Source organism: Microbacterium kribbense (genome assembly GCF_039537285.1).
GTDB classification, from domain to species: domain Bacteria; phylum Actinomycetota; class Actinomycetes; order Actinomycetales; family Microbacteriaceae; genus Microbacterium; species Microbacterium kribbense.
In genome coordinates this window covers 68283-94212 of the sequence record NZ_BAABAF010000001.1, presented here as the reverse complement: position 1 = coordinate 94212, position 25930 = coordinate 68283, and the positions used below count along the sequence as shown (strand labels likewise).

General features: G+C 71.5%; 14 protein-coding genes. 12 read left to right on the top strand and 2 right to left on the bottom strand.

Annotated features, from left to right (window positions below; genetic code table 11):
• Window positions 1-2 precede the first annotated feature (2 nt).
• From uidA to ABD705_RS00335, 5 genes are all read left to right on the top strand, one after another.
• Window positions 3-1814, top strand: coding sequence for a beta-glucuronidase (uidA, locus tag ABD705_RS00355; RefSeq protein ID WP_344779374.1), 1812 nt, complete (start codon window positions 3-5; stop codon window positions 1812-1814).
• The gene (gene manD, locus ABD705_RS00350) at window positions 1811-3049 is read left to right on the top strand and encodes a D-mannonate dehydratase ManD (RefSeq protein WP_344779372.1); all 1239 of its coding nucleotides are present in this window, start codon (window positions 1811-1813) and stop codon (window positions 3047-3049) included. The genes uidA and manD overlap by 4 nt, the downstream gene beginning before the upstream one ends.
• A gap of 33 nt (window positions 3050-3082) precedes the next feature.
• Window positions 3083-3595, top strand: coding sequence for a gluconokinase (locus tag ABD705_RS00345; protein ID WP_344779370.1), 513 nt, complete (start codon window positions 3083-3085; stop codon window positions 3593-3595).
• A complete protein-coding gene (locus tag ABD705_RS00340; protein WP_344779368.1) occupies window positions 3577-4629 on the top strand; it encodes a LacI family DNA-binding transcriptional regulator in 1053 nt (350 codons plus the stop codon). The genes ABD705_RS00345 and ABD705_RS00340 overlap by 19 nt, the downstream gene beginning before the upstream one ends.
• Window positions 4630-4788: 159 nt before the next feature.
• The gene (locus ABD705_RS00335) at window positions 4789-6903 is read left to right on the top strand and encodes an acyl-CoA dehydrogenase family protein (protein ID WP_344779366.1); all 2115 of its coding nucleotides are present in this window, start codon (window positions 4789-4791) and stop codon (window positions 6901-6903) included.
• Window positions 6904-6951: 48 nt separating this feature from the next.
• Here the strand turns inward: ABD705_RS00335 and ABD705_RS00330 are convergent, their stop codons facing one another.
• Entirely contained in the window at window positions 6952-7845 is an 894-nt protein-coding gene (locus ABD705_RS00330; protein WP_344779364.1) for a creatininase family protein, read from the bottom strand.
• A complete protein-coding gene (locus ABD705_RS00325; protein ID WP_344779362.1) occupies window positions 7832-9160 on the bottom strand; it encodes an MFS transporter in 1329 nt (442 codons plus the stop codon). The genes ABD705_RS00330 and ABD705_RS00325 overlap by 14 nt, the downstream gene beginning before the upstream one ends.
• Window positions 9161-9625: 465 nt before the next feature.
• On the opposite strand from ABD705_RS00325, the gene ABD705_RS00320 reads away from it, so the two are divergent.
• From ABD705_RS00320 to ABD705_RS00290, 7 genes are all read left to right on the top strand, one after another.
• Window positions 9626-10195 (top strand): DNA-3-methyladenine glycosylase I, encoded by a 570-nt coding sequence (locus tag ABD705_RS00320; RefSeq protein ID WP_344779360.1) that lies wholly within the window; start codon window positions 9626-9628, stop codon window positions 10193-10195.
• 80 nt (window positions 10196-10275) lie between these two features.
• Window positions 10276-12960, top strand: coding sequence for an FtsX-like permease family protein (locus tag ABD705_RS00315; protein ID WP_344779358.1), 2685 nt, complete (start codon window positions 10276-10278; stop codon window positions 12958-12960).
• Window positions 12957-15668, top strand: a complete 2712-nt coding sequence (locus ABD705_RS00310; protein WP_344779356.1) for an FtsX-like permease family protein — start codon at window positions 12957-12959, stop codon at window positions 15666-15668. Before ABD705_RS00315 ends, ABD705_RS00310 begins: the two co-directional genes overlap by 4 nt.
• A 9-nt stretch (window positions 15669-15677) precedes the next feature.
• Window positions 15678-16601 (top strand): ATP-binding cassette domain-containing protein, encoded by a 924-nt coding sequence (locus ABD705_RS00305; protein WP_344779354.1) that lies wholly within the window; start codon window positions 15678-15680, stop codon window positions 16599-16601.
• Window positions 16598-17302: an ABC transporter ATP-binding protein gene (locus tag ABD705_RS00300; protein WP_344779352.1), complete on the top strand. Its 705-nt coding sequence runs from the start codon at window positions 16598-16600 to the stop codon at window positions 17300-17302. The genes ABD705_RS00305 and ABD705_RS00300 overlap by 4 nt, the downstream gene beginning before the upstream one ends.
• 80 nt (window positions 17303-17382) lie before the next feature.
• Complete coding sequence (locus tag ABD705_RS00295) at window positions 17383-19626, top strand: LLM class flavin-dependent oxidoreductase (RefSeq protein WP_344779350.1); 2244 nt, start codon at window positions 17383-17385, stop codon at window positions 19624-19626.
• Between the two features lie 205 nt (window positions 19627-19831).
• Window positions 19832-25918, top strand: coding sequence for an Ig-like domain-containing protein (locus ABD705_RS00290; RefSeq protein WP_344779348.1), 6087 nt, complete (start codon window positions 19832-19834; stop codon window positions 25916-25918).
• Window positions 25919-25930 lie beyond the last annotated feature (12 nt).

Below are 25930 nucleotides of genomic sequence, written 5' to 3'. Positions count from 1 at the left end.
CCATGCTCACGCCGAAGATCACCGCCACCCGGGAACTCGTGTCGCTGAACGGGCTGTGGGACTTCGCCGTCGACGACGGCAAGGTCACCGCGCCCTGGACGGGACGGCTCGGCACCCGCCTGCAGGCACCGGTGCCCGCCAGCTACAACGACCTCTTCACCGACCCGTCGATACGCGACCACGTCGGGTGGGTCTGGTACCAGCGCACGGTGCGCGTCCCGCGCGGCTGGGCCGGCGAGCGCGTCATCGTCCGCGTGGATGCCGCAACCCACCACGGCGTCGTCTACGTGAACGACCAGAAAGTGGCCGAGCACGAGGGCGGCTACCTGCCGTTCGAGGCCGACGTCACCGACCTCGTCGACGCCGGAGCGGAGTTCCGTCTCACGATCGGAGTCGACAACCGGCTCACGCCCGACACGATCCCACCGGGCACGGTGACCGTCCGCTCCGACGGGCGTGCGACGCAGACCTACATGCACGACTTCTACAACTACGCCGGCCTCGCCCGGTCGGTGTGGCTCGCCAGTCGCCCGGCCGTGCACGTCGCCGATGTCACGGTCGTCACCGACATCGACGGCGCCACGGGGGTCGTCGACTACCGCGTCGCCGTCGAGGGGGACGCCGACGTGCGCGTGCGCCTCATCGACGAGGACGGCCGCGAGGTCGCCGCATCCGCCGGTGCCAGCGGCGTCCTCCGCGTCGCGGACGCGCACCTGTGGCAGCCCGGTGCCGCCTACCTGTACCGGCTCGACGTCGAGGCCGTCGTCGACGGCGCCGTGGTCGACGAGTACCCGCAGACCGTCGGCATCCGCACCGTCGCCGTCGACGGCGGCCGATTCCTCATCAACGGGGCGCCGTTCTACTTCACCGGGTTCGGCAAGCACGAGGACTCCGCGGTGCGCGGCAAGGGGCACGACGACGCCTACCTCGTGCACGACTTCCAGCTGATCGAGTGGATCGGCGCGAACTCGTTCCGCACCTCGCACTACCCGTACGCCGAAGAGGTCATGGACTTCGCCGACCGGCACGGCATCGTCGTCATCGACGAGACCGCCGCGGTGGGGCTGAACAAGAAGATCGGCGGCGGGATCGCCGACATGCTCGGCGGGGCCGGCGACAAGGACTTCGCCGACGGGTTCGGGCCGGCGATGCAGGACGCGCACCGGCGCGAGATCCGCGGGCTGATCGCCCGCGACAAGAATCACCCGTGCGTCGTGATGTGGTCCATCGCCAACGAGCCCGACACGATGAGCGAGGGCACCGACACGTACTTCGAGCCCCTGTTCGCGCTGGCCCGCGAACTCGACCCGACCCGGCCGGTCACGTTCGTGAATGTCATGATGGCGCCGCCGAACGTCTGCCGCGTCTCGAAGTTCGCCGACGTGCTGTGCCTGAACCGCTACTACGGCTGGTATGTCGACGGCGGTGACCTCGTCGCGGCCGAAGAGCACCTCGAGCAGGAGCTGCGCGGCTGGGAGCAGATGTACGGCAAGCCGATGATCATGACCGAGTACGGCGCCGATACGATCGCCGGCTACCACTCCGTGTGGGATCAGCCCTGGACCGAGGAGTACCAGGCCAAGATGCTCGACGTCTACCACCGCGTGTTCGATCGCGTCGAGACGATGGTCGGTGAGCAGGTGTGGAACTTCGCGGACTTCCAGACGTCGTCCGGATTCTTCCGCGTCGACGGGAACAAGAAGGGCGTGTTCACCCGAGACCGCAAGCCGAAGGCCGCCGCACACGCGCTGCGGGCCCGGTGGACCGCACTGAAGGGCGCAAGAATCGATGCGGACAGGAAGGAACCATCATGATCATCGACAAGGCAGACGTGGTCGTCACGAGCCCCGACCGCAACTTCGTCACCCTCAAGATCACGACCGACGACGGCCTGACCGGCCTGGGCGACGCGACCCTCAACGGCCGCGAGCTGGCCGTGGTCGCCTATCTCACCGAGCACGTCGTGCCGCTTCTGATCGGCTCGGATGCCGCGAAGATCGAAGACACGTGGCAGTTCCTGTACCGCTCGGCGTACTGGCGTCGCGGTCCCGTGACGATGGCCGCGATCGCCGCCGTCGACATGGCGCTGTGGGACATCAAGGGCAAGGCCGCGGGGATGCCGGTCTATCAGCTGCTGGGCGGCGCCAGCCGCACCGGGCTGCTGGCCTACGGGCATGCTTCCGGCAAGGAGCTGCCCGAGCTGTTCGACTCGGTGCGCGAGCATCTAGAGAAGGGCTACCGCGCCATCCGCGTGCAGACCGGTGTGCCCGGGCTCAAGGCCATCTACGGCATCGCCTCGCAGGGCGCCGAGCAGGGCGAGCCCGGAGTGCGCTATGACCATGAGCCCGCACGCCGCGGCGCCCAGCCCGTGCAGGAGGACTGGGACACGCGTGCCTATCTGCGCCACGTGCCCGGCGTGTTCGAGGCCGTGCGCAATGAATTCGGCCCCGAGATCCCGCTGCTGCACGACGGCCACCACCGGATGACGCCCATTCAGGCGGCGAAGCTCGGCAAGTCGCTGGAGCCGTATGACCTGTTCTGGCTCGAGGACTGCACCCCTGCCGAGAACCAGGAGGCGCTCCGGTTGGTGCGCAGCCACACCACGACGCCGCTGGCCATCGGCGAGATCTTCAACACGGTGTGGGACTTCAAGGACATCATCCGCGAGCAGCTGATCGACTACGTGCGCGGTGCGGTCACGCACATGGGCGGCATCTCGCCGCTGAAGAAGACCCTCGACTACGCCGCGATGTATCAGATCAAGTCCGGCATGCACGGTCCGACCGACGTCTCGCCGGTCGGCATGGCCGCCGCGATGCATCTGGGTCTGGCCATCCACAACTTCGGCATCCAGGAGTACATGGAGCACGGTCAGCGCACGAACGAGGTGTTCGAGCAGTCGTTCAGCTGGCAGAACGGGATGCTGCACCCGGGCGACAAGCCGGGCCTGGGCGTCGAGCTGAACCAGGACGAGGCCGGCAAGTACCCGTACGAGCAGGCGTATCTGCCCTACAACCGGCTCGCCGACGGCACCGTCCATGACTGGTGAGCCGCTCCTGACGGGCCCGGTCGGGGATGCCGCATGACCGGGGAGGGCCCGGGCCCGGCGATCGTCGTGATGGGGGTGTCGGCATCCGGGAAGTCATCGGTGGGCGTCGCACTCGCCGACCGATTGGGCATCCGGTTCGTGGATGCCGACGATCTGCACCCGCAGGCCAACGTCGTCAAGATGGCGGCAGGGATGCCGCTGGACGACGCCGACCGGGCGCCCTGGCTGGATGCCGTCGCGACGCGGCTGGCCGCCGGCGGGATCGTGGTGGCATGCTCGGCGCTCAAGCGCGCCTACCGCGACGGGCTGCGCTCATCCGCACCCGATACGGTATTCGTGCACCTCACCGGGTCGGGTGAGCTGCTCGCACAGCGGGCGGCGGCCCGGCACGGCCACTTCATGCCGGCGAGCCTGCTGGCATCGCAATTGGCTACGCTCGAGACTCTGGGCGTGGACGAGCGCGGCTTCAGTATGGATGTCGCGGACTCGGTGCACGAGATAGTCGAACAAGCAGTGGATCGGATCGCATGGGCACGCAGTCGGTGACCGAGCAGGGGGACGACCCCGCCGAGACGATCCTCGCGCGCATTCGCGCCCGGGGCGGCGCCGCCACGATCTATGACATCGCGGAGCTCGCCGAGGTGAACCCGTCCACGGTGTCGCGGGCGCTGGGCAAGCCGGGCCGGATCAGCGCGGCCACGGCCGCGCGGGTGCACGCCGCCGCCGAGCGGCTCGACTTCCGGATCAACCCGATGGCACGGGCGCTGCAGACCGGCAAGACCCGGATGCTGGGGCTCGTGCTGGCCGATATCACCAACCCGTTCGTCTTCGGCATCGTGCGCGGCGCCGAGCTCGAGGCCGCCGCCGCGGGCTACACGCTCGTGATCGCCGAGTCGCAGGAGTCCGGTGAGAACGAGGCGGAGGCGATCGAGCGGCTGCTGCCGAGTGTCGACGGGCTCGTGCTGGCCACGACCCGTCTGGGCGCCGGCGCGATCGGTCGGCTGGCCGCACGCAAACCGGTGGTGCTGATCAACCGCGCCGTCGAAGGCGTGCAAAGCGTGCTGCCCGACGTCGAAGCCGGCGTGGAGGCGCTGATGAGTCACCTGGCAGGGCTCGGCCACCGCTCGGTGGCGTATCTGGCCGGGCCCGACTCGTCGTGGATGAGCGCACGGCGGTGGTCGAGCATTCTGGCCGCCGCCGAGCAGCGCGACATCGCGATCGTCGAGATCGGTCCCGGCGTGCCCACCATCGAGGGCGGCCGCGAGGCGCTGCGGCGGGTGAACGCGGCACGGGTGAGCGCCGTGATCGCCTACAACGACCTGATGGCGCTGGGCCTGATGCAAGAGGCCGCCGCACGCGGTGTCGTGGTGCCCGACCAGCTCAGTGTGGCGGGCTTCGACGACATCTTCGGCACCGAGCTGATCACCCCGCCGCTGACGACGGTGCATGCCGACCTCATCACGGCCGGCCGTCGTGCCGTGCAGGAGCTGCTCGAGCCGGGGACCGCCGTGCAGATCGAGCAATCGGACGACCTGCTGCCCACCCGGCTGATCGTGCGCGGCTCGACCGGCACGGCGTGATCCCGGCCGACCGGACCGGCCGACGGGCGCGCCGCGGTGTGGGAGGCGCACAAACCCGGCGTCACCCAAGCCGCCGCCCGGTTGTGGCAATACCCCAACCGAGTTTCACCTGCGTTGTCGAAGATCTACTGTCGAGGTGACTTCTGCGAAAGGTGAACCATGGCCGACGTCGTCCGCCCCAAGCGACCCGCAACCAGCAGGCACACGCCGGCCGGCGGCGCGCCGACCGCACCGCACTCGGCGGCCGAGGCCGACGAGCCCCGCATCGACGTCGCGCACGTGACCGACATGCTGCTGGGCACCTGGGCCGACACCCGGCGCCGGGTCCGCGAGATGATCAAGGATCCCGCGTACTGGAAGATCGACGGTCACACCGTGGCCGAGCAGCGCGAGCGGGTGCTGGGCCAGCTGCAGCTGCTCGTGGACGGCGGGGTCGCGGGCCGGGCGTTCGCGCCCGAGTACGGCGGCCACAACGACAACGGCGGCAACGTCGCCGGTTTTCAGGAGTTCGTGCTGTCCGACCCCAGCATGCAGATCAAGGCCGGCGTGCAATGGGGGCTGTTCGGCTCGGCCATCGAGCAGCTGGGCACCAAGAAGCACCACGACAGGTGGCTCGACGACGTGCGCACCATGAAGGTCGTCGGCGCGTTCGCGATGACCGAGATGGGGCACGGCTCGGATGTCGCGGCCATCGGCACGACCGCAACGTACGACGCGGCCACCGAGGAGTTCGTCATCCACACGCCCTTCCGGGCGGCCACGAAGGAGTTCCTCGGCAACGCCGCCCTGCACGGCCGCGCGGCGACGGTGTTCGCACAGCTGATCACCGGCGGCGTCAACCACGGCGTGCACTGCTTCTTCGTGCCGATCCGCGACGAGGCCGGCCAGAATCTGCCCGGCGTGACCAGTGAGGACGACGGCGTCAAGGGCGGCCTGAACGGCATCGACAACGGCCGGCTGGCATTCGATCACGTGCGCATCCCGCGCGAGAACCTGCTGAACCGCTATGGCGATGTGGCACCCGACGGCACCTACACCAGCGACATCCCGAGCACCGGCCGCCGGTTCTTCACGATGCTCGGCGCGCTCGTGCAGGGCCGCGTCTCGCTGGACGGCGCGGCGACCACCGGCACGGCCCTGGCCGAGTACATCGCAATCACCTACGGCAACCAGCGCCGCCAGTTCACCTCGGGCGCCGGCACCGACGAAGTGGTGCTGCTGGACTACGGCGCGCACCAGCACCGGCTGCTGCCCCGACTCGCACAGACCTACGCCCAGTTCTTCGCGCACGACCAGCTGCTGACCACGTTCGACGGCGTCTTCAGCGGCGAGCACGACACCCCCGAAGAACGGCAGAACCTCGAGACCCTCGCCGCCGCGTTCAAACCGCTGTCGACGTGGAATGCGCTGGCGACCATCCAGGTCTGCCGCGAGGCGTGCGGGGGCGCCGGCTACATGGCCGAGAACCGGCTGGTCGGGCTGCATCACGACCTGGACGTGTACGCGACGTTCGAGGGCGACAACACGGTGCTGCTGCAGCTGGTCGGCAAGCGACTGCTCAGCGACTACGCCGAGCAGTTCGCCGGCAAGGATGCCGCATCCCTGGCCCGCTATGCCGTGGGCCTGGCGGCGGGCAAGATCTTCCACGGAGCCGGCCTGCGCCGACTCGGGCAGTCGTTCGCCGATTTCGGCTCCACGGCCCGATCGGTCGAGCTGGGCCTGCGCGCCGAGCAGCAGCACGAGCTGCTGGCCGGCCGCGTCGAGCAGATGGTCACCGACCTCGCCACGGCGTTGCGGCCGGCCGCGAAGCTGGAGCCCGCGGAGGCGGCGGCCCTGTTCAACGAGCACCAGTCCGAGCTGATCGAGGCCGCTCGGGCGCACGGCCAGCTGCTGCACTGGGAGGCCTTCGCCGAGGTCGTCCGCACGGTCGCCGACGACGGCACCCGCCAGGTGCTCACCTGGCTGCGCGACCTGTTCGGGCTGTGGCTGATCGAGCAGCACCTGGCCTGGTATCTGATCAACGGCCGGCTCTCGACGCAGCGCGCGGCCTCGGTCACCCGCTACATCGACCGGCTCTGCGGGCGGCTGCGCCCGCACGCGCAGGATCTGGTGGATGCCTTCGGCTTCGCCCCCGAGCACGTCCGGGCCCCGATCGCCTCGGGCGCCGAGAACGATCGCCAGAACGAGGCGCGGGAGTACTACGCCGCGCTGGAGGCATCGGGCCGGGCCCCGATCAGCGAGAAGGCGATGCGCAAACAGCAGAAGCCGGCGTGAGCCCGGCCGTACCCGACCGTGCATCCCAGTTGATTGGAACCATTCGGATCACGAACGTGCCGGCCAAGCGAGAGGGCCGGCTGCGGAGGGGTGGCGATCCATGGCATTCTGGTTGTATAGGTCTAGTGCCTTCAGATCATCGATGAGTTTCGTGATCGGGATTTGATCCATGAGGGCGGTGAACGCCAGTCGGCCACGCGCCGCGGCGGCCGACCTGTCATCGATTGTGCGTAAGGCCTGGGTGCGCATGTGGTCGGTGAGGTCATTGAAGTAGTAGGCGACGGATCCTGAACCGAACGCGGTCGCGACGAGGTCTTGGGCGAAGCCGATGGATGGTTTCCGCCTCTGCGCCCAATACTCGGTGTCGGGCGTGGTCAGAGGGACGTCATTAAGGCGACCGAGGATGTCATAGGCAGCGACGGTCAGGTCCCCGAATGGATCATCACCGCTGTGGCCGCCGAGAATGTCGCCCGCTTGGCCGTGCAGGAGGGCTTCGAGGGCATCGATGTACAGCATCGGTACCTTGTGGGTGTCAAATATGTCGCGGATGACGGGGCTGATGAATAGACCAGCGGGCCCGTGAAGGCTGGTCCATATTATTCGACGGAAGCCTTGGCGAATCAGAGACTCGGACAGCGCGTACAGGTAGTCGATTGACGACCGCACGCTGACCTGGGTGGTGCCGCGACCGGATGCCGTCGCCCCGGCATATAGGTATGGCAGGTTGTGTAGGACGAGGCTGTCGGTTTTATCGGCTAATTGGAGTGCCATTGCCTCAGACAGGACTGATTCGGCGTCTAACGGCAGACCTCCATGCAATTCGGTGACGCCGGCGGCCACGAACAGCACGTCGCTGCGGTCCAGGTAGGCGTCCACTTCGTCATTGGTGCATTTGGACAGGAACCGGGTGCGCATCTGCAAATTCCGTTCAGGCGTGGACATTGTCGATATCAGACAGCGCGAGGCTACTCGTTTCTCGGCCAGACATGGCAGAGATGGCGGCGATGATCGAGCACGCTGCGGCGAAGATTGCCACGGGGATCCATCCCCGCCCGTTGGTGGCGAGGGCCTCCTCGATGGTGGGAGCGAACCCAGCGACGATGAACCCCAGCTGCGTGCCGATCGCGACGCCGGTATAGCGAACACGTGTCGGGAACATTTCCGTGTACATGGACGCACCCACGGCATTAGCACCACCGGCGACCGCACCGAGGACGCTGAAGATGATGATGATGGCGATGAGGCTTCCGACCGTCAGCAGTGCGAAGGCTGGGAACCAGAGGATGGCCGTGAGGGTCATGGTGCCGGCAAAGATCCACCTTCTGCCGATCCGATCCGACAGGGCTCCCCACAGTGGCTGGGCGATGAGCCCGACCACACCGGAGATAATCAGAGCGATCAGGATCATGGAGACGGGGATCTTGTCCGTATTGGCCGCGTAGCCGAGCATATAGACGGACACCGTGCTGCCCGACACGGCTAGCAGGCTGCATAGCACGACTCGCAGTACGCTGCGCCAGTGGAATCGGAACACGTCCACCAGCGGCACCTTGGGTGCCAGCTTCTGCCTCTTGGTCATCAGGAAAGCGTCCGTCTCGTCCACCGACTCTCGGATGAAGAGAGCCACGAGGGTCAGCGGGGCGGATACCAAGAACGGGATTCGCCAGGCCCACCCGAGGAGCACATCGTGGGGCAGAAGGACGATGAAGAGGAACACGGTTGCTGACAGGAGGGTGCCGAATGACGTTCCCTGCATGGTCCAGCTTGCATAGAGGCCACGGCGCTTCTGCGGAGCGTGCTCAATCGTCAGCGAGTTCGACCCACCCTGCTCGCCGCCTGCGGACAGGCCCTGTAGAAGGCGCAGCGCGATCAGAAGGATCGGAGCGGCGATGCCGATGGTCTCATAGGAAGGGATCAGGCCGACAGCGAAGGTAGCGGTGCCCATTAGAACCAGCGTGTATACGAGGGTGCGCACCCGCCCGATTCGGTCCCCCAGCCAACCGAACAGAATCGCACCCAACGGCCGCATGACGTACGCGACACCGAACGTTCCGAACGCCGCAAGCTGGCCGCCTACGGGACCGAGTCCGGCGAAGAACACGGGGCCCAGTATCAAAGCTGACGCCGTGGCGAACAACGTGAAGTCGTAGTACTCCACTGTGCTTCCGAAGAACGCGCTGAGTGCAGCTCGTCTGCCCATTTTCGATGACCTTGAGCTGTTAACTGCGGGCATGTCACCGACCGTTGGCTCTGCCATGCTTATTCCTCCTTGAATTAGTCCAGATGGCAACTGATTGCCATGAGTCATACTACACTGATACATGCAGGCGTGTCACGCAATATCTGAACCGTGATCTTTACGCCTAGAGGCGGGTTTAATCGCGCCCTGTGGCATCGCTGGCCATCGACTGCCGGACTAGTGGGTCGGCTGCTGAGCTAGCGGATCGTGGGCATCGATGGTAGAAGGCGATGCGCAAGCAGCAGAAGCCGGCGTGAGCCCGGCCGGCCGCACCCGTCAGGTCACGAAACGGTAACGATCGCAGGACGGATGTCCGAAATGCGGCCACCGCGGACACTACCTGGGTGAAGGCCCGTCGGGACGGCCTTCCTGAAGGCGTCGTCGGGACCGCCTTCCTGCCGAGGGGCCGATGGGGATCGCGCCCCTCGGCCCCTCTCCTTCCGCCGACGCGGCGCCGCCCGACGCCGGCGCTACCCTGGCGGAATGAGCGATCTGCACCGCGGCCCCGACGGCATCACCCGGTGCGCGTGGCCGGGCGAGGACGACGAATACTGCCGCTATCACGACGAGGAATGGGGTCGGCCGCTGCACGGTGACCGGGCGCTCTTCGAGAAGCTCACGCTGGAGGGCTTTCAGGCGGGCCTGAGCTGGATCACGATCCTGCGCAAGCGGCCCCGGTTCCGCGACGTGTTCGCCGGGTTCGATCCGGCCGCGGTCGCCGCGTTCGGCGATGACGACGTCGAGCGCCTGATGGCCGATGCCGGCATCATCCGCAACCGCAGCAAGATCGCCGCCGCGATCGGCAACGCACGGCTGGTGGCCGAGATGCCCGGCGAGTTCGACGCCTTGATGTGGTCGTTCGCGCCCGTCCGGTCCCGGCCACACCCGACGGCATCGGCCGAGATACCGGCATCCACCGCCGAATCGACGGCGTTGAGCACCGAGCTGCGCCGGCGCGGCTTCCGCTTCGTCGGCCCCACCACGATGTATGCCCTGATGCAGTCGGCCGGCATGGTCGACGATCACATCGCGGGCTGCTGGCGCGCCGACTGAGACAGTGGCGCCGCGGCGCGCGCCGACTAACCTGTACGGGTGCGTTCCGACGGCGGGGCGCAGCCGACGGAGGATTCTGCATGCTGTTCGCCATCCGACGCGCGGTGCGGTGCGTCGGTCAGCTCGTGGCGATCCTCGCGGTGACGGCCGTCCTCGGCGGAACCCTGGCCACCGCCGCGGTCCTCGCCGACCGGTTCATCGACGCCGGCACCGCCGGGCTGGTCGCCGCCGCCGACCCGATCGACCGCAGCGTCGTGGTCGACGGCCCCGCCGACACCACCGAGCGCGCAGTCATCGACGCCGCGATCCGGCAGGCCTGGCACGGGATGCCCCTCGACGTCGTCCGCACGACCGGAGCCACCGTCATCACGGGCGGCCGCACGCTGCTGCTGCGCTCCGACGCCGGCATCGCCGCCCGCGCCGCGCTGGTGTCCGGGGCCTGGCCGGCGGGTGACCACCAGGTCGCGCTCGCCGCGCCGGCCGCCGCACGCCTGGGCCTGGCCACCGGCGACACCGTCGCGATCGGCGACGACCGGGCCACCATCAGCGGGGTGTGGCGGGCCAAGGATGCCGCGGCCACCGCCTGGGCCGGGATGCCGGCCGTCGCCTCGGGCCGGCAGGACGACGCGATCGGTCCGCTGATCGGCTCTGCGGGGCTGGTGGACTCCGCCGGCGCCCGGGCGAGGTGGACGATCAGCGCGGCCGGCCCGGTGACCGCCGCCGAGGTCTCCGGCTACCGGGCCGGACTGGTGCGCCTGCAGGCGAGCCTGGACGGCATCGAGGGCCTCGGCGACCGGGTCACCGGCGGCTGGGACGCCACCCTCGCCCGGGCCGGCGCCGCCGCAGCCGTCGCGCGCAGCATGCTCAGCGTCCCGCTGGCGCTCGTGATCGCCGTCGGGCTGCTGACGCTGGGGGTGCTCGGCCACGCGGCCGGGCGCCGCCGCGCCGCCGACATCCGGCTGCTGCGCGCCCGCGGCGCCTCGCGCACTGCCGTCGCGGCCGAGACGGCCCGCGTCGTGGGAGTCGTGATGGCGGTCGCCGCCGCCCTCGCGGCCGGAGCGGCCGCGGCCGCAGGAGCAGGGCCCGCCGCCGCGATCGGCATCCCCGTCGTCGTCGCCGCCGGCGCCCTCGTGCTCGTCGCGGCGGTCGCCGCCGCGACGTCCCTCGCCTCCCCGCGTGCCCGCGGCGACGTCGGCACGCGCAGCCTTGCGGCGGTCGCCGGCGGACTCGCGCTGACTCTCGTGCTGGCGGTGATCGCGGTGGCGCAGCTGCTCGCGTCGGGGCTGGTGCACGGGGCCGGGGCGGTGGATGCCGCGCCGGCCGCGGCCCCCGCACTCGCCCTCATCGCGGCGGCTCTGGCGGCCGCGCTGCTGGCGGCGCCCGGCGCCGCGATCGCACAGCGGCTGGTGCGCGGCATCCGCTCCCTGGTCCCGGTGCTCGCGCTGCGCCGCATCGCGCGTCAGGCGGCGGTCGTGGTCGCCGGGGTGCTGAGCCTGAGCCTGGCCGCCGGCGGCGTCGCGTTCGCCGTGTCGACGTCCGCGCGCGCCGCCGCGATGGTCTCTGCCGGCGCCACGCGCACCCTGGGCGCCGACGTCCGCGCGGTCTACGACCGATCGTTGATCGCCGATGCCGAGCACCCCTCGCTGTCGGCCGAGTCGGTGCCGGGGCTGGGTGCCTACCCCGTCTTCGCATCGGACGCCACCGTGGGCAGCGTGCCGGTGCGCCTGATCGGACTGCCCGCCGAACGCCTGGGCCCGCAGGTCGGAGTGCCTGCGGCAGATCTCGAGCCGGCGCACCCGCACCCGCTCGACGGCACCCTCGATCTGACCGTGACCGCGGTGCGGGAAGGCGGCGGCGGCTGGCCGGGCGGAACCGTCACCGTGTCGGCCTGGCTGGTCGACGGCGACGGCGCCGCCCGCACACAGCAGATCGGCGTCGTCGGCGCGGACGGCCAGGAGCACCGCCTGCAGGCCCGCGTGCCGGCCGGGCTGTCGCTGATCGCCGTCGACCTGAGCGTGCCGGCGGCACCCGCCCCGGTCAGTGCACAAGTCGTCGTCGGCAGCGACGGGGCGCGGATGCCGCTGTCGATCGGACCCCGCACGACCCGCGCCCGGGCCATGACCGTGACGGGCGGGTCCGGCACCGTGCCGGTCGTGATCACGCGTGCGCTCGCCGAGCAGCTCGCGGTGGCGCCGGATGCCGCGGTCGCGGTCCGCCTCGGCACCCGCGCCCACCCGCTGCGCGCCGATGTCGTCGCGGTGCGCGACCGGCTGCCCGGCGTCGGCACCGGCCCCGGTGTCGCCGTCGACCTCGGCGAGTTCGTCGCGGCCGCGGCCGACGGAGGCGGGTCGGTGCCCGCCGCCGGTGAGCTATGGGCGGACACGACCGACATCCCCGCCGCCTCCGCGCGTCTGCGCGAGGTCGCCACCCAGCCGGTGCGGGTGCTCTCGGTCGCGTCCGTGGGCACCGCCGCAGTGATCACGCCGGTGCTCGCGCTGACCGTCGGCGGCGCGGGCGTCGTCGCGGTGCTGGCGGTCCTGGCCTTCATCGCGGTCGCGCTGCAGGTCGTGCGCGCGCGGCGCGACGAGGCCGTGCCGCTGCGCGCCTTCGGCTTCACGCCGGCGCGGATGCGCGCGGCCACGGCGCTCGAGCTGGGCGGCGCCGGCGTGTTCGCGGTGGCGGCCGGTGTCGCCGCGGGCCTCGCCATCGCGGCCTGGCTCGGGCCGGCGCTGCTGTCGGCGGTCGCGTTCGGGGGAGTGTCGTGAGCGGCCGGGGCGCCGGCGGCATCTGGGTCGCGCTGCGCGCTGCGGTCACGGCACCGGTCGTCTCGACCGTCGTGGTCGTGCTGGTCGCGCTGGTGGCATTCGCCGGCGCGGCGCTGCCGGCACTGCTGCAGGACGCGCGCACCGCCACCGTGCAGCAGGCGCTGACGGCGCTGCGCTCCGACGCGCTCGACCCTGCCACCGAGGTGCGCGGCGCCCCCGACAGCGGCGGCGGGTCGAACGCCGCCGGCCTCGGCGACCTGTCCACGACCTGGGGTGGTGCGGCCACGGCGCTGCGGGCCATCCACGACCGGCTGCCGCAGCCGCTGCGCGGGGTGCTCGGTGATCCGCAGGTGCAGGTCACGTTCGACGGTGCGGCGGCGATCGTGCCGGGTGGGGTGCCGAGTCCGTCGAATCGGGTCGAGCTCACTCTCGACCCGGGATTCGCGTCCCGCCTCCGCATCGTCGCCGGCGCGCTGCCGCAGCGCAGTGTCGACGCGCCCGTGCACCTGGTGCAGATCGTGCTGTCAGACGAGGCGGCCAAGGCCCTCGACTGGCCGGTGGGTCAGCGGCGCACGATCAAGTATCCGTCCCAGCCGATGGACGTCGAGCTGTCCGGCATCTATCAGGCCCGCGACACCGCGGACCCGGCTTGGCAGCACCAGCGCACCGGCGTGCATCCCGACATCGAGCAGATCGGTCTGGGCAGTCCGATCCACCTGGCGCGGGCCTACGCCGCCCCGCAGCTGCTGCCCGACATCGATCCGTGGCTCACCGACGCGCGCACGAACGCGTGGATGCCGCTGCAGGCCGATCGCGTCGACGGCGCACACGCCGCCGACCTGGCCGCCCAGCTGCGCGGCTTCGCCGCCACGCCCCTGGCCTTCGGCATGCGGGTGGGCAGCTGGTACGCGCCGCAGCTGAGCTTCCGCAGCGCGGCGCCGCAGCTGCTGGACGCCGGCGCCGCACGCGGCGACGCGATGGCGGCCATCGTCACGCTCGCGCTGATCGGCCCGCTGACGGTCGCGATCGCCGCCGTCGCGATGACGGGGCGGATGCTGGCATCCCGCCGGATCACGACGGTGCGCCTGGCCCGCGCCCGCGGCGCGTCGACCGCACTGCTGTCGGCGCTGCTGGCCGGCGAAGGACTCGCCCTCGGCGGCATCGGCGCGGCCGCCGGCGCGATCATCGCGGCTGCGATGGCCGGCTGGGCCGGTGCGCCCGCACTCGTCGTGCCGGTGCTGGCCGCTCTCGCCCCCGCAGCGGCCGTCCCGCTGATGGCGCAGCTGTCGGCGCGGCGCACCGCCCGCATCGACCTGGGCATCGCCGATGCGCCCACCCGGCGTCGGCGCCTGTTCATCGAGGCCGGCGTCGTGCTCGCCGCCGGTGCGGTCCTCGTCGCCGCCGTCACGCAGTCCCCGCCCGACCCGACCGGCCCGGTGCTGCTGGCGGCGCCGGTGGCCGTCTTCGCGATCTGCTGCGTGGTCGTGCTGCGGCTGGTCGCGCCGACGATCGGACTGCTCGAACGGCTGCTGCAGCGCGGTCGCGGTGTGATGGCGGTGCTCGGCCCGGCGCGTGCCCGCCGGGGCCGCACGCTGCCGATCATCTCAGTGCTGGCCTCGCTGGTGTGCGTGGCCACGGCGCTGCTGGCAGGCGTCTCGGCAGCGACCGTGGCCGGCGGCATCCAGTCGAGCGCACTGGGCCAGACGGGTGCCGAGCTGCGACTGACCGCCCCGCAGATCGGGGCCGACGCCGTCGCCGCGGTGCGGGACCTGGCGGGAGTGCAGACGGTCGCGCCGGTGTACGCCGACGTGCAGCTGCCGGCGCGCGCCACCGCGAAGTGGCTGACCGTGACGATCCTGGCCGTCGACCCCGGCGAACTGGCCGCCGTGCAGCACGGCGTGCCCGACGCGCTGGCACTGCCCGCGGGCTTCGGCACCGGAGCCGCCGATGAGGTCCAGGCGGTGGCTTCGGATGTCGTGGCCGAAGCCGTCGGCGAGGGCGACCTGCAGATCCACGGCATCGCGGTGCACCTGGTCGCCTCGGCGCCGTCGCCGCCGTTCGCCGCGACCGCCCGATGGATCGTCGTCGACCGCGCCGACGCGGCGCGCCTGGTGGGCCCGGCCACGACGGTGCACACGCTGCTGGTGGCACTGGACCCGGATGCCGAACCGGCCGCAGTGGCGGCTCGGGCGACAGCGGTGCTCGGCACCGGCGCCGCCGCCGTGATCCCGGCGCAGGTGGCTGCGCACATCTCGGCCGACCCCGCACTGCAGACGGTGCGGCTCGCGCTGTGGGCGGCGCTGGCAGCCGTCATCGTGCTGCTCGTGATGACGGCGGCCATGACACTGCTGCGCGGCGCGCCCGAACGCGGTCGCGTGCTCGGGCTGCTGACGGCGATGGGCTATCCGCGCGGGCGCATCCTGCCGCTGGTCGGATGGGAAGTGGGGCCGCCGCTGCTGCTGGCGCTGCCGGTCGGGATCGTCGCCGGGTTCGTGCTGCCGCCGCTGCTGCTGTCGGCGGTGGACCTGACCCGGTTCGTCGGCGGGACCGCGCAGCCCGAGATCATCGTGGCCGGATGGTTGCCGTGGGCCGTCGTCGCCGGTTTCCTGGTGGTCGCGGCGCTGGCCGTGGCCACCGCGGCGGCGGTGGCGGCGCGGGTGACGGCGGCGGGCGCGCTGCGGTGCGTCGATGAGCAGGACGCGATATGAGGAGGAGCCATGACTGACGCACCGGACATCGTCTGCGAGGCGCTCGTGCGCATCTACACGGCGCAGGGCGTCGAGGTGCAGGCGCTGCAGGGGCTCGACCTGACCGTGCAGCGCGGCGAGCTGGTGGCGCTCGTCGGCGCCTCCGGCTCGGGCAAGTCGACGCTGCTGAACATCCTGTCCGGGTCCGATCTGCCCAGTGCCGGTCGTGCCCGCGTGGCCGGCCACGAGCTCGTGGCGATGCGTGGGCGGGAGCGCCTGGACCACCGGCGGCGCCGGGTCGGCTTCGTGTGGCAGCAGTCGGGCCGCAACCTGCTGCCCTATCTGTCGGCGCGGGAGAACATCGCGATGGTGCACGCCGTCGCCGGGGTCATCCCGCGGCGGCAGCGGGCGCAACGGGCCGTCGAGCTGCTCGACGTGCTCGGGGTCGGCGACGTCGCCGACCGGCGCCCCGGCGAGCTGTCCGGCGGGCAGCAGCAGCGGGTCGCGATCGCGGTGGCACTGGCCAACGCGCCCGCCGTGCTGCTGGCCGACGAGCCCACCGGTGAGCTGGACGAGGCCACCAGCGCCGAGGTGCTGGCCGCGATGGAGACGGTCAACCGCGAGCATGCCGTCACGACCCTGATCGTGACGCACGACGTGGCCGTCATCGAGCACGTCGATCGCACCGTGCGCATCCGGGACGGCCGCACCTCGACCGAGACGCTGCGCACGACGCACACCGACGACGCCGGGCGTCGGGTGCGCACCGCCGCCGAGTACGCCGTGCTCGACCGATCGGGGCGGATGCAGCTGCCGGCGGACTATGTCGACGCGCTCGGGCTGCGCGAGCGGGTGCGGCTGTCGCTCGAACCCGACCGCATCGAGGTGCGGGGCGGGCACGACCCGGCGCCGGATCCGGCGTCCGCCGAAGAACCCACGGGGGAGCAACCATGAGCGTGCTGCAGGCGACCGGTCTGGTGCGCACCTACCGCGCGGCCGGCGGCGACGTGACCGCGGTGCGCGGCATCGATCTCGCCGTATCGGCCGGCGAGCTCGTCGCCATTCGCGGCCGGTCGGGGGCGGGCAAGACGACGCTGCTGACGATGCTCGGCGGGCTGGATGCCCCGACGGCGGGCACGGTGCGCATCGACGGGATCGATCTGTATGGGCGCGGCGGCGACGCGCTGCTCGGCGTGCGCGTCGCGTCGGTGTTCCAGGGATTCGGACTCGTGCCGATCCTCTCGGCGGCCGAGAACGTCGAGGTGCCGCTGCGCATCCGGCGCACCCCCGCCGCCGAGCGCACCCGCCGGGTCGCCGCGGCACTGGATGCCGTGGGCCTGGCCGAGCACGCCGCCCAGCGCCCCGCTGAGCTCTCCGGCGGGCAGCAGCAGCGGGTCGGCCTGGCCCGCGCACTGGTGGCGGGACCGGCGGTGCTGCTGGCCGACGAGCCGACCGGGCAGCTGGACTCCGAGACGGGCGCGCAGATCATGGCCCTGATCGCCCGGCTCGTGCACGAGCAGGGCACCGCCGCACTGGTCGCCACGCACGACGCGACGCTGCTGGCGCGCGCCGACCGGGTGCTCGAACTGCACGACGGCCGGCTGCGACCCGCGGCGACCGGCCCTGAGCCCGCACCGGCATCCGCCGCGACATAGGCTCCCGTCCGGCGGCGTCACATGCCGACGGCGCCGGAATACCCTCCCGCCCGGCACGGTTGCCGCCACCGGAGGATCACATGGATTACGGGCACTCACTGCAGTTCGGCGCGTTCGTCACACCGACCGCCGCCGACCCGCAGCAGCCGGTCGCACTGGCGCAGCTGGCCGAGCAGGCCGGCCTCGATCTGGTGACCTTCCAGGACCACCCCTACCAGCCGGCGTTCCTGGACACCTGGACGCTGCTCTCGTTCGTCGCGGCGCAGACGAGCCGCATCCACATCGCCCCGAACGTGCTGAACGTGCCGCTGCGGCCCCCGCTGGTCGTCGCCCGTGCGGCGGCGAGCCTCGATCTGCTCTCCGGCGGCCGGCTCGACCTGGGGCTGGGGTCGGGCGGGTTCTGGGATGCGATCGCGGCGATGGGCAGTCCGCGCCGCACCCCCGGTGAGGCCGTCGGCGCACTCGAAGAGGCGATCGGGCTGATGCGTCAGGTGTGGGATGCCTCCACCCGCGGCGGCATCTTCGCCGACGGCACCTACTACCAGGCCCACGGTGCACAGCGCGGCCCGCGGCCGGCGCACGAGATCCCGATCTGGGTCGGCGCCTACAAGCCGCGGATGCTGTCGTTGACCGGGCGGCTCGCCGACGGCTGGCTGCCCTCGCAGGGGTACATGCGGCCGGGCGACTACGCGGCCGGCAACGCGCGCATCGACAAGGCCGCGCGCTCGGTCGGCCGTGACCCGCGCGAGATCCGCCGGATGCTGAACATCGGCGGACCGACCGGCGATGCGCGCGCGTGGGCGCAGCAGCTCGCCGAACTCGTGCTGACCGACGGCGTCGGCACGTTCATCCTGGCCGGCGACGACCCGCGGCTGATGCAGGTCTTCGGCGAGGAGGTCGCCCCGGCGGTGCGTGAACTCGTCGCCCGCGAGCGGGCCGAAGCCGGCGTCGCGCAGGCACCGGCTCGATCTTCGGCGGCGCTGGCCGCCCGGGTGCCGGGGATCGCCTACGACGCCGTGCCGCAGGGGGTGCACGCCATCGAGCCCGGCGACTTCGACTTCCCCGACGTGCAGTCGACCTACCTGCGCGGCGGCCGGCCCGGCATCGTGCTGCAGCCCGACTCGGCCCAGCACGTGGCCGACGCGATCGCCTTCGCGCGCGACCACTCGCATCTGCCGCTGTCGGTGCGCAGCGGCGGCCACGGCGTCTCGGGCCGCAGCACGAACGACGGCGGCTTGGTCATCGACCTGCGCCGGCTGAACCGGATCGAGGTGCTCGATCTTGCCCAGCGCCTGGTGCGCGTCGGCCCCGGCGCGCGCTGGACGGAGGTCGCCGAGGCCCTCGGCGAGCGCGGCTGGGCGCTCAGCTCGGGCGATTACGGCGGCGTCGGGGTCGGCGGCCTCGCCACCGCCGGCGGCATCGGCTGGCTGGCACGGTCGCACGGGCTGACCATCGACCACGTGCGCGCGGTCGAGATGGTCCTCGCCGACGGCACGATCACGCGGGTGGACGCGGCATCCGACCCCGACCTGTTCTGGGCGGTGCGCGGGGCCGGCGGCAACATGGGCATCGTCACCTCGTTCGATTTCACGGTCGACGAAGTCGGACAGCTGGGCTTCGCGCAGCTCGTGTTCGAGGCATCCGACCCCGCAGAATTCCTCGTCCAGTGGGGTGCTCTCGTGCAGGCCGCACCCCGCGAGCTGACCAGTTTTCTGATCATGGGGGCGCCCCGGGGCGACCGCCCGCCGACGGCACAGGTGATGGTGACCGTCCAGCGCGACACGCCCGACGGCATCCTCGAACTGCTGCAGCCGTTCGCCCAGCTCGGCCCGCTCCTGCAGCAGCAGGTGCAGCTGACCACCTACCCGCAGATCATGGCGAATGCGGACCTCGGGCCGCAGCGCGGACTCGGCGAGCCGGTCGCGCGGTCGGCGCAGCTGGATGCGATCACGCCCGCCTTCGCCGCGGCGGCGCAGCGGATGCTGGCGGCCGGCGACTCGTACTTCTTCCAGATCCGCTCCACCGGCGGCGCCGTCGCCGACGTGGCCGACGACGCGACCGCCTACGCCCACCGGCAGGCGAACTTCTCGGTGGTCGCGTTCGGCGCGAACCTGACCGGCTTTCCGCGAGCCTGGCAGCAGCTGGCCGAGCACTCCCGCGGCGTGTACCTGAGCTTCGACAGCTCGGACCGTCCGGAGCGGATCGGCGAGGCGTTCCCGCCGGCGACGCTGGAGCGGCTGCGCCGAGTGAAGGCGCGCGTGGACCCGGACGGCATCTTCCGCGACAACTTCGCGATCCCGCCCGCCCAGGCCCTCGCCGGCTGAGCCGTGCCGGGCGATGGGGAAGGTTACCCATCGCGATTCTCAGCAAGGTCACTTATTCTTCTCAGGGTCGGCCGTCGGGCCGGCATCGAATGAGGACCGCGTGCGCCCCCTTCGGATCAGGGGCTCGTCACCCTGGCACCGGGCGGGCGCTCCCGCGGCGGGCAGTCGGGTGCCCGCCGCGAGACCCGGAGGGAACCACTACCGCATGAGCATGGCGTCATGGCTGCGTGCCCGCCCGCGAACCTTCGCTGCCGCCGGCGTGGTCACCGCGGGCGCGGTGGCGATCACGACGCTGGCATTCGTGTACCAGGGCAACCCGACCACCGAAGTCGACCTCAACGACGGCAGCGTCTGGGTCACCAATCAGTCCAGCCTCATGGTCGGCCACTTCAACTACCAGTCCGGCGTGCTCGACGGCGGACTGCGCACAGCGGCCGCGTCCTACGACGTGCTGCAGTCCGGTGGCAACGTCGTGATGCACGACGTCAGCGACAGCGCCATCTCGTCGGTCGACCCGGCGACGGTCGCCCTCACCGGATCGACCAAGGTGCCCACCGGTGCGCAGGTCGCGCTCGGGGCCAGCACGATCGCGGTTCTCGACGTCGCGAAGGGCGCCCTGTGGGTGCTGCCGGCCGGTGGCCTGGCGGCGTTCAACGCGGCGACCACCAAGCCCGTCGCGACCCTGGGCGCGGGCGCCGCGGTGACCGTGGGCACCGACGGGACGGCCTATGCGGTCTCGGCCGCCCGGGGCACGCTGACCACCGTGCCCGTCGACGCCGAAGGCGCACCGGGCGAGGCCAAGACGCAGCGGCTGGATGCGCTCGGAGTCCACGCCCAGGTCTCGATCACGGCGGTCGGGTCCACGCCGGTCGTGCTCGAGGCGAGCACCGGCACGCTGGTGACGGCATCCGGCCTGAGCGAGAAGCTCCCGACGGCCGGCGATGCCGTCCTGCAGCAGCCTTCGGCCGCCGATGCCGCCGTGACCGTGGCCACCGGCACCGCCCTGCTGCGCGTGCCGCTGGACGGCTCGAAGCCCGCAGCGACGGACGCCGGCGGGACCGGCACCCCGGCCGCGCCGGTCTGGCTCAACGGCTGCGCCTACGGCGCCTGGTCGGGCTCGGGCCGCTTCATCCGCGACTGCACCGGCACGGCATCCGACCTGGCCACCGCCATCGGCGGCATCGACACGAAGGCCCAGCTGACCTTTCGCCAGAACCGCGATGTCGTGGTCCTCAACGACATCGCCGGCGGCAGCACCTGGATGGCCAGCGACAGCATGCAGCAGGTCGACAACTGGGATCAGCTGACCCCGCCCAAGGGCCAGTCCGAAGACAACGAGACCACCGTCACGGAAGACACCATCCAGTCGACGCTCCCCAAGCGCTCCGCGCAGAACACGCCGCCGATCGCGAATCCCGACGACTTCGGCGTGCGCCCCGGCCGCACCACAGCCCTGCCGGTGCTCGAGAACGACACCGACGCCGACGGCGACGTGCTCACCGTCAGCGTGCCCCAAGCCGGTCCGCGCATCGGCACGCTCGAGTCGATCAACAACGGGTCCGGCCTGCAGATCGTGGTGCCCGCCGACGCCACCGGCTCCGACGGCTTCACGTATCGGGTCGATGACGGTCGCGGCGGCACCGACACCGGCTCGGTGCGGCTGACGCTGCACCCGTGGTCGGCGCCCGACCAGGCGCCGAAGCAGGTGCGCAGCACGGCGTTGACGATGGAGGCGGGCGGCGTGCTCACCTACAACGTGCTGCCGGACTGGCGCGACCCCGACGGTGACAACATCTACCTCGCCAGCGCGACCCCGGCCACCGGCGACGAACTGTCGGTGACCCCGGACGGCCGCCTCACGTACCGCGCCGTGTCGGGCACCCTCGGTCGCAAGGACATCACGATCGTCGTCTCGGACGGCACGAAGGCCACCACGGGCACGCTGCGGCTGGACGTGCGGCCCCGCGGCGCCACCGACCCGGTGGCCACTGCCGACCATGTCGTCACCCACGTCGGCCAGGTCGCCACCGTCTCGCCGCTCGTCAACGATTACAGCGCCAGCAGTCAGGAGCTGCGCCTGACCCGCGTCGACGACGTCGCCGGGGCCAAGGTCACCCCCGACTTCGGCAACCGCCAGTTCTCGTTCGTCGCAGACGCCGTCGGCACCTACTACGTGCAGTATCTGGTGGCCGCCGGCACCGCCACTGCACCGGGCATCGTGCGGGTCGACGTCAAGGCGACCGGCGATACGGATGCCCCGCCCGTCGCGGTGCAGGACGTCGCGCTGCTGCCGGTCGGCGGCGACACCCTGGTGAACGTGCTCGCCAACGACGCCGACCCCGCCGGCGGCATCCTGGTCGTGCAGTCGGTGCAGGTCCCCGACGGCGACGGCGTGTCCGTGGCCGTGCTCGGCCACCAGACGCTGCGGGTCACCGACCAGGGCGCCCTGACGCAGCAGGTCACGATCGGCTACACGATCTCCAACGGCATGCACAGCGCGACCGGCCAGGTCGTGGTCATCCCGGTGCCGGCGCCGTCGGTCATCCGCCCGCCCGTGGCGGCCGACGATCAGGCCGTCGTGCGCGCCGGCGACGTCGTGACGATCCCGGTGCTGGCCAATGACTCCGACCCCAACGGCGGGCGGCTGCACGTCGCCCCCGACCTGGTCGCACCCCTGGTCAGCCCGAAGGACGGCGAGGCCTTCGTCTCGCAGGACACCGTGCGGTTCAGGGCCGGCGCCACGCCCGGCACCGTCTACCTCACCTATGAGGCCGTCGACGCCAGCGGCCAGAAGGACGCCGGCTACGTCACGATCCAGGTGCTGGCCCCCGACCTGAAGACGAACCAGGCACCGCGCCCGCGCGACGTCACCGCGCGGGTGCTCTCCGGCGCGACGGTGCGCATCCCGATACCACTGGACGGCATCGACCCGGACGGCGACTCGGTGCAGCTGACCGGTCTGGCATCGGCTCCCGGCAAGGGGCGCGTGGTCGCCGTCGGTGCCGACTACATCGACTATCAGGCGGTCGGCGACGAGACCGGCTCGGACTCGTTCACCTATCGGGTGCGCGACCGCCTCGGCAAGGACGCGACGGCCACGATCCGGGTGGGCATCGCCCCCGCCCCGTCGACGAACCAGGCGCCCTACGCCGTGAAGGACGCCGTCTCGATGCGACCGGGCCGGATCATCGCCGTGCCGGTGCTGACCAATGACTCCGACCCCGAAGGCGACGCGTTCGGACTGGTCCCGAACGGCCTGGTCCTGCCCGATGTTCCCGGCCTCGCCGCGACCGTGCAGGGCGGCCGCGTCGTGGTGACGGCACCGGATACGCCGATCGAGAGGTCGCTGCAGTACACGATCCGCGACGCGCACGGCGCCGAGGCGGTGGGCGTGCTGCAGATCTCGGTGCGCCCGGATGTGCCGCTGATCGCGCCGATCGCGCGCGACGACCAGGTGCAGGCCGACCAGATCGAGGACGGGCGCGCCAAGCTGAATGTGCTCGCCAACGACGAGGACCCGGACGGCACGATCGACGCGCTGAAGGTGCACGTGGGCGGCGACGCCGCCGCGGTGCAGGCGGACGGCACGGTGAGCATCGCCCTGGGCGATACCGAGCAGGTGCTGCCGTACACGATCACCGATCAGGACGCTCTGACGGCATCCGCGTTCATCTGGGTTCCGGCGATCACGACGCTGCCGCCGGCGCTGACCTCGACCACGGGCGTCACCGTCAAGAGCGGTGCCACCATCGAACTGCCCCTGCCCGACTACGTGCGGGTCGGCCGCGGCAGCGGCGCGGTCATCACCGAGGCGGGCAACGTCTCGGCGCTGCACGGCAACGGCGACAGTCTGATCAAGGATCAGCGCACGCTGGTCTACACCTCGGCCGACCGCTACTTCGGGCAGGATGCCATCACCTTCGAGGTCACCGACGGTACTGGCCCCGACGACCCCCAGGGCAACAAGGCGACGCTGGTGCTGCCGATCACGGTGCTGCCCCCCGACAATCAGCCGCCGACGTTCACCGACTCGCAGCTGAAGGTGGCGCCCGGTGAAGCGGCATCCACCCTCGACCTGCGCGCCCTGACCGCCGACATCGACGAGGGCGACCTCGCGGGCATGACCTACCGCATCGCCGGCGACGTGCCCCGCGGCTTCACCGCGGCCGTCGAGGGGCAGAGCCTGCAGGTGGGCGCGGACGCGTCCACGCCCAAGGGCACCACCGCGAGCATCGAACTGCAGGTCTCGGACGGCCACACGCCGCCGATCACCGGCACCGTGACGGTGGCGGTGACCGCCTCGACGCGGCCGCTGCCGACCGCGAACGACGACGTGGTGCCGCAGGCCGACCAGGGCAAGACGATCCGGGTGGACGTGCTGGCCAACGACTTCAACCCGTTCCCGGACACGCCGCTGAAGATCGTGGACGTCGCCACCGAGGCCGGCGACGGCGTGCCCGAGATCGCCGGCGACCACATCCAGATCACCCCCGCCGCGGACTTCGTCGGCCGGCTGACCTTGCGCTATCGCATCCGGGACGCCACCGGCGACCCCGATCGCACGGTCGACGGCCACATCATCGTCACGGTGCAGGGCGTGCCGCAGACGCCCGGCACGCCGACCGTCTCGAGCGTGCAGGACCGCACCGTCGTGCTGTCGTGGACGCCGCCGGTGGACAACGGCGCGCCGATCACGCAGTACACCGTCTCGGCGGTCGGCGGCGGAGACAGCCGCGTGTGCCAGGCGACCACGTGCACCCTGGACGGCCTGACCAACAACGTCGAATACAACTTCACGGTCGTCGCCACCAACCGCATCGGCGACTCACCCGCCTCGCCGGCATCCGAGACCGCGCGCCCCGACGCGCGGCCGGACACCCCGCAGGCGCCGACCCTGGCCTACGGCGACGGCAGCCTGAAAGTGGCCTGGACGACGCCGCCCACGCCCGGCTCACCGGTCGAGAGCTACAACCTGCAGATCTCACCGGCGCCGCCGTCGGGCATCGCGCAGAAGACCAAGGTGACCGGCAACACGCTGACCTGGACCGGGCTGGAGAACGGCACCGCGTACCAGGTGCGGGTGCAGGCGGTCAACCGCGCCCCCGAGCCCTCGAGCTGGAGCAGCTGGTCGGCGACCGAGATCCCTGCGCGGGCACCGGATGCCCCGGGCCGGCCGACGACGTCGATGCTGAGCCCGGTCGGGTCGCAGGCGCAGATGAAGGTGTCCTGGTCGGCCCCGGCGAACAACGGCGACGCGGTGTCGGGCTACCAGCTCGCCGTGATGCGCGGCTCCTCCACGCTCCGGACCATCTCGGTCTCCGGCGGCGTGACGTCGCAGGCCGTGGTCGTGGACACCAACACGACCGACTACACCTTCAAGGTGCGCGCGCAGAACAAGGCCGGCTGGGGGGCGTTCAGCGCCGTGTCGGCGCCCCGACGCGGTGTCATCCCGCCCGGTGCGCCGACCGGGGTGAAGGCCACGGCCGGCGACAAGAAGCTGTCCGTCAGCTTCACCGCCGCCACCGGCAATGGTGCCAAGAGCACCGAAGTGCGTTACCAGTACAGCCTCAACGGCGGCGGGTGGACCGGCAGCTGGACCGCGACATCGGGCACGATCGGAGGACTGAACAACGGCACCTCGTACACCGTGCGCATGCGCGCGGTGGCCACCGTCGACGGGGCCACCTACACCGGCGCAGCCTCGGCGGCATCGGATGCCGTCGTCCCCTACGGCCTGCCCGGCACCCCGGCTGTGCGGGCATCGGCCAGCGGCACGAGCATCACCTTCTCGTGGACGGCGCCCTCGACGGGCGGCGCCACGATCGACCAGATGCGGGTCCGCTACGACGGCGGCAGCTGGCAGAGCGTCGGCCTCAGCGGCTCGGTCACGAAGAGCTACGGCTACTCCCAGACGCACAAGATCGAGGTGCAGGCGCACAACAAGGCGGGATGGGGTGCGATCGGCTCGGCCAGCGCGAAGACGGGTGCCAAACCGCAACCGCCCACTGCCGGCGCCAAGACGGTCAAGGGCGCATCCCACACCAGCAGCACTTGTACGACGTGGTCCTGCGCGTACATGAACTTCTCGGTGTCGAACTTCCCGGCCGGCACCTACAGCGTCTCGTGCAACGCCACCGGCCCATGGGGCGGCACACCGTTCGCCAGCGGCTACAGCGTCTACATCCCGGCCAACGGCACGGTCAACCTGAACCGGTGCTACTTCGGCGACCCGGGTCAGGAGGCCTGGATCCACATCGGCGGCTGGGGCGACGCCGCGCACATCACCTGGTGACAGGCAGAGAAG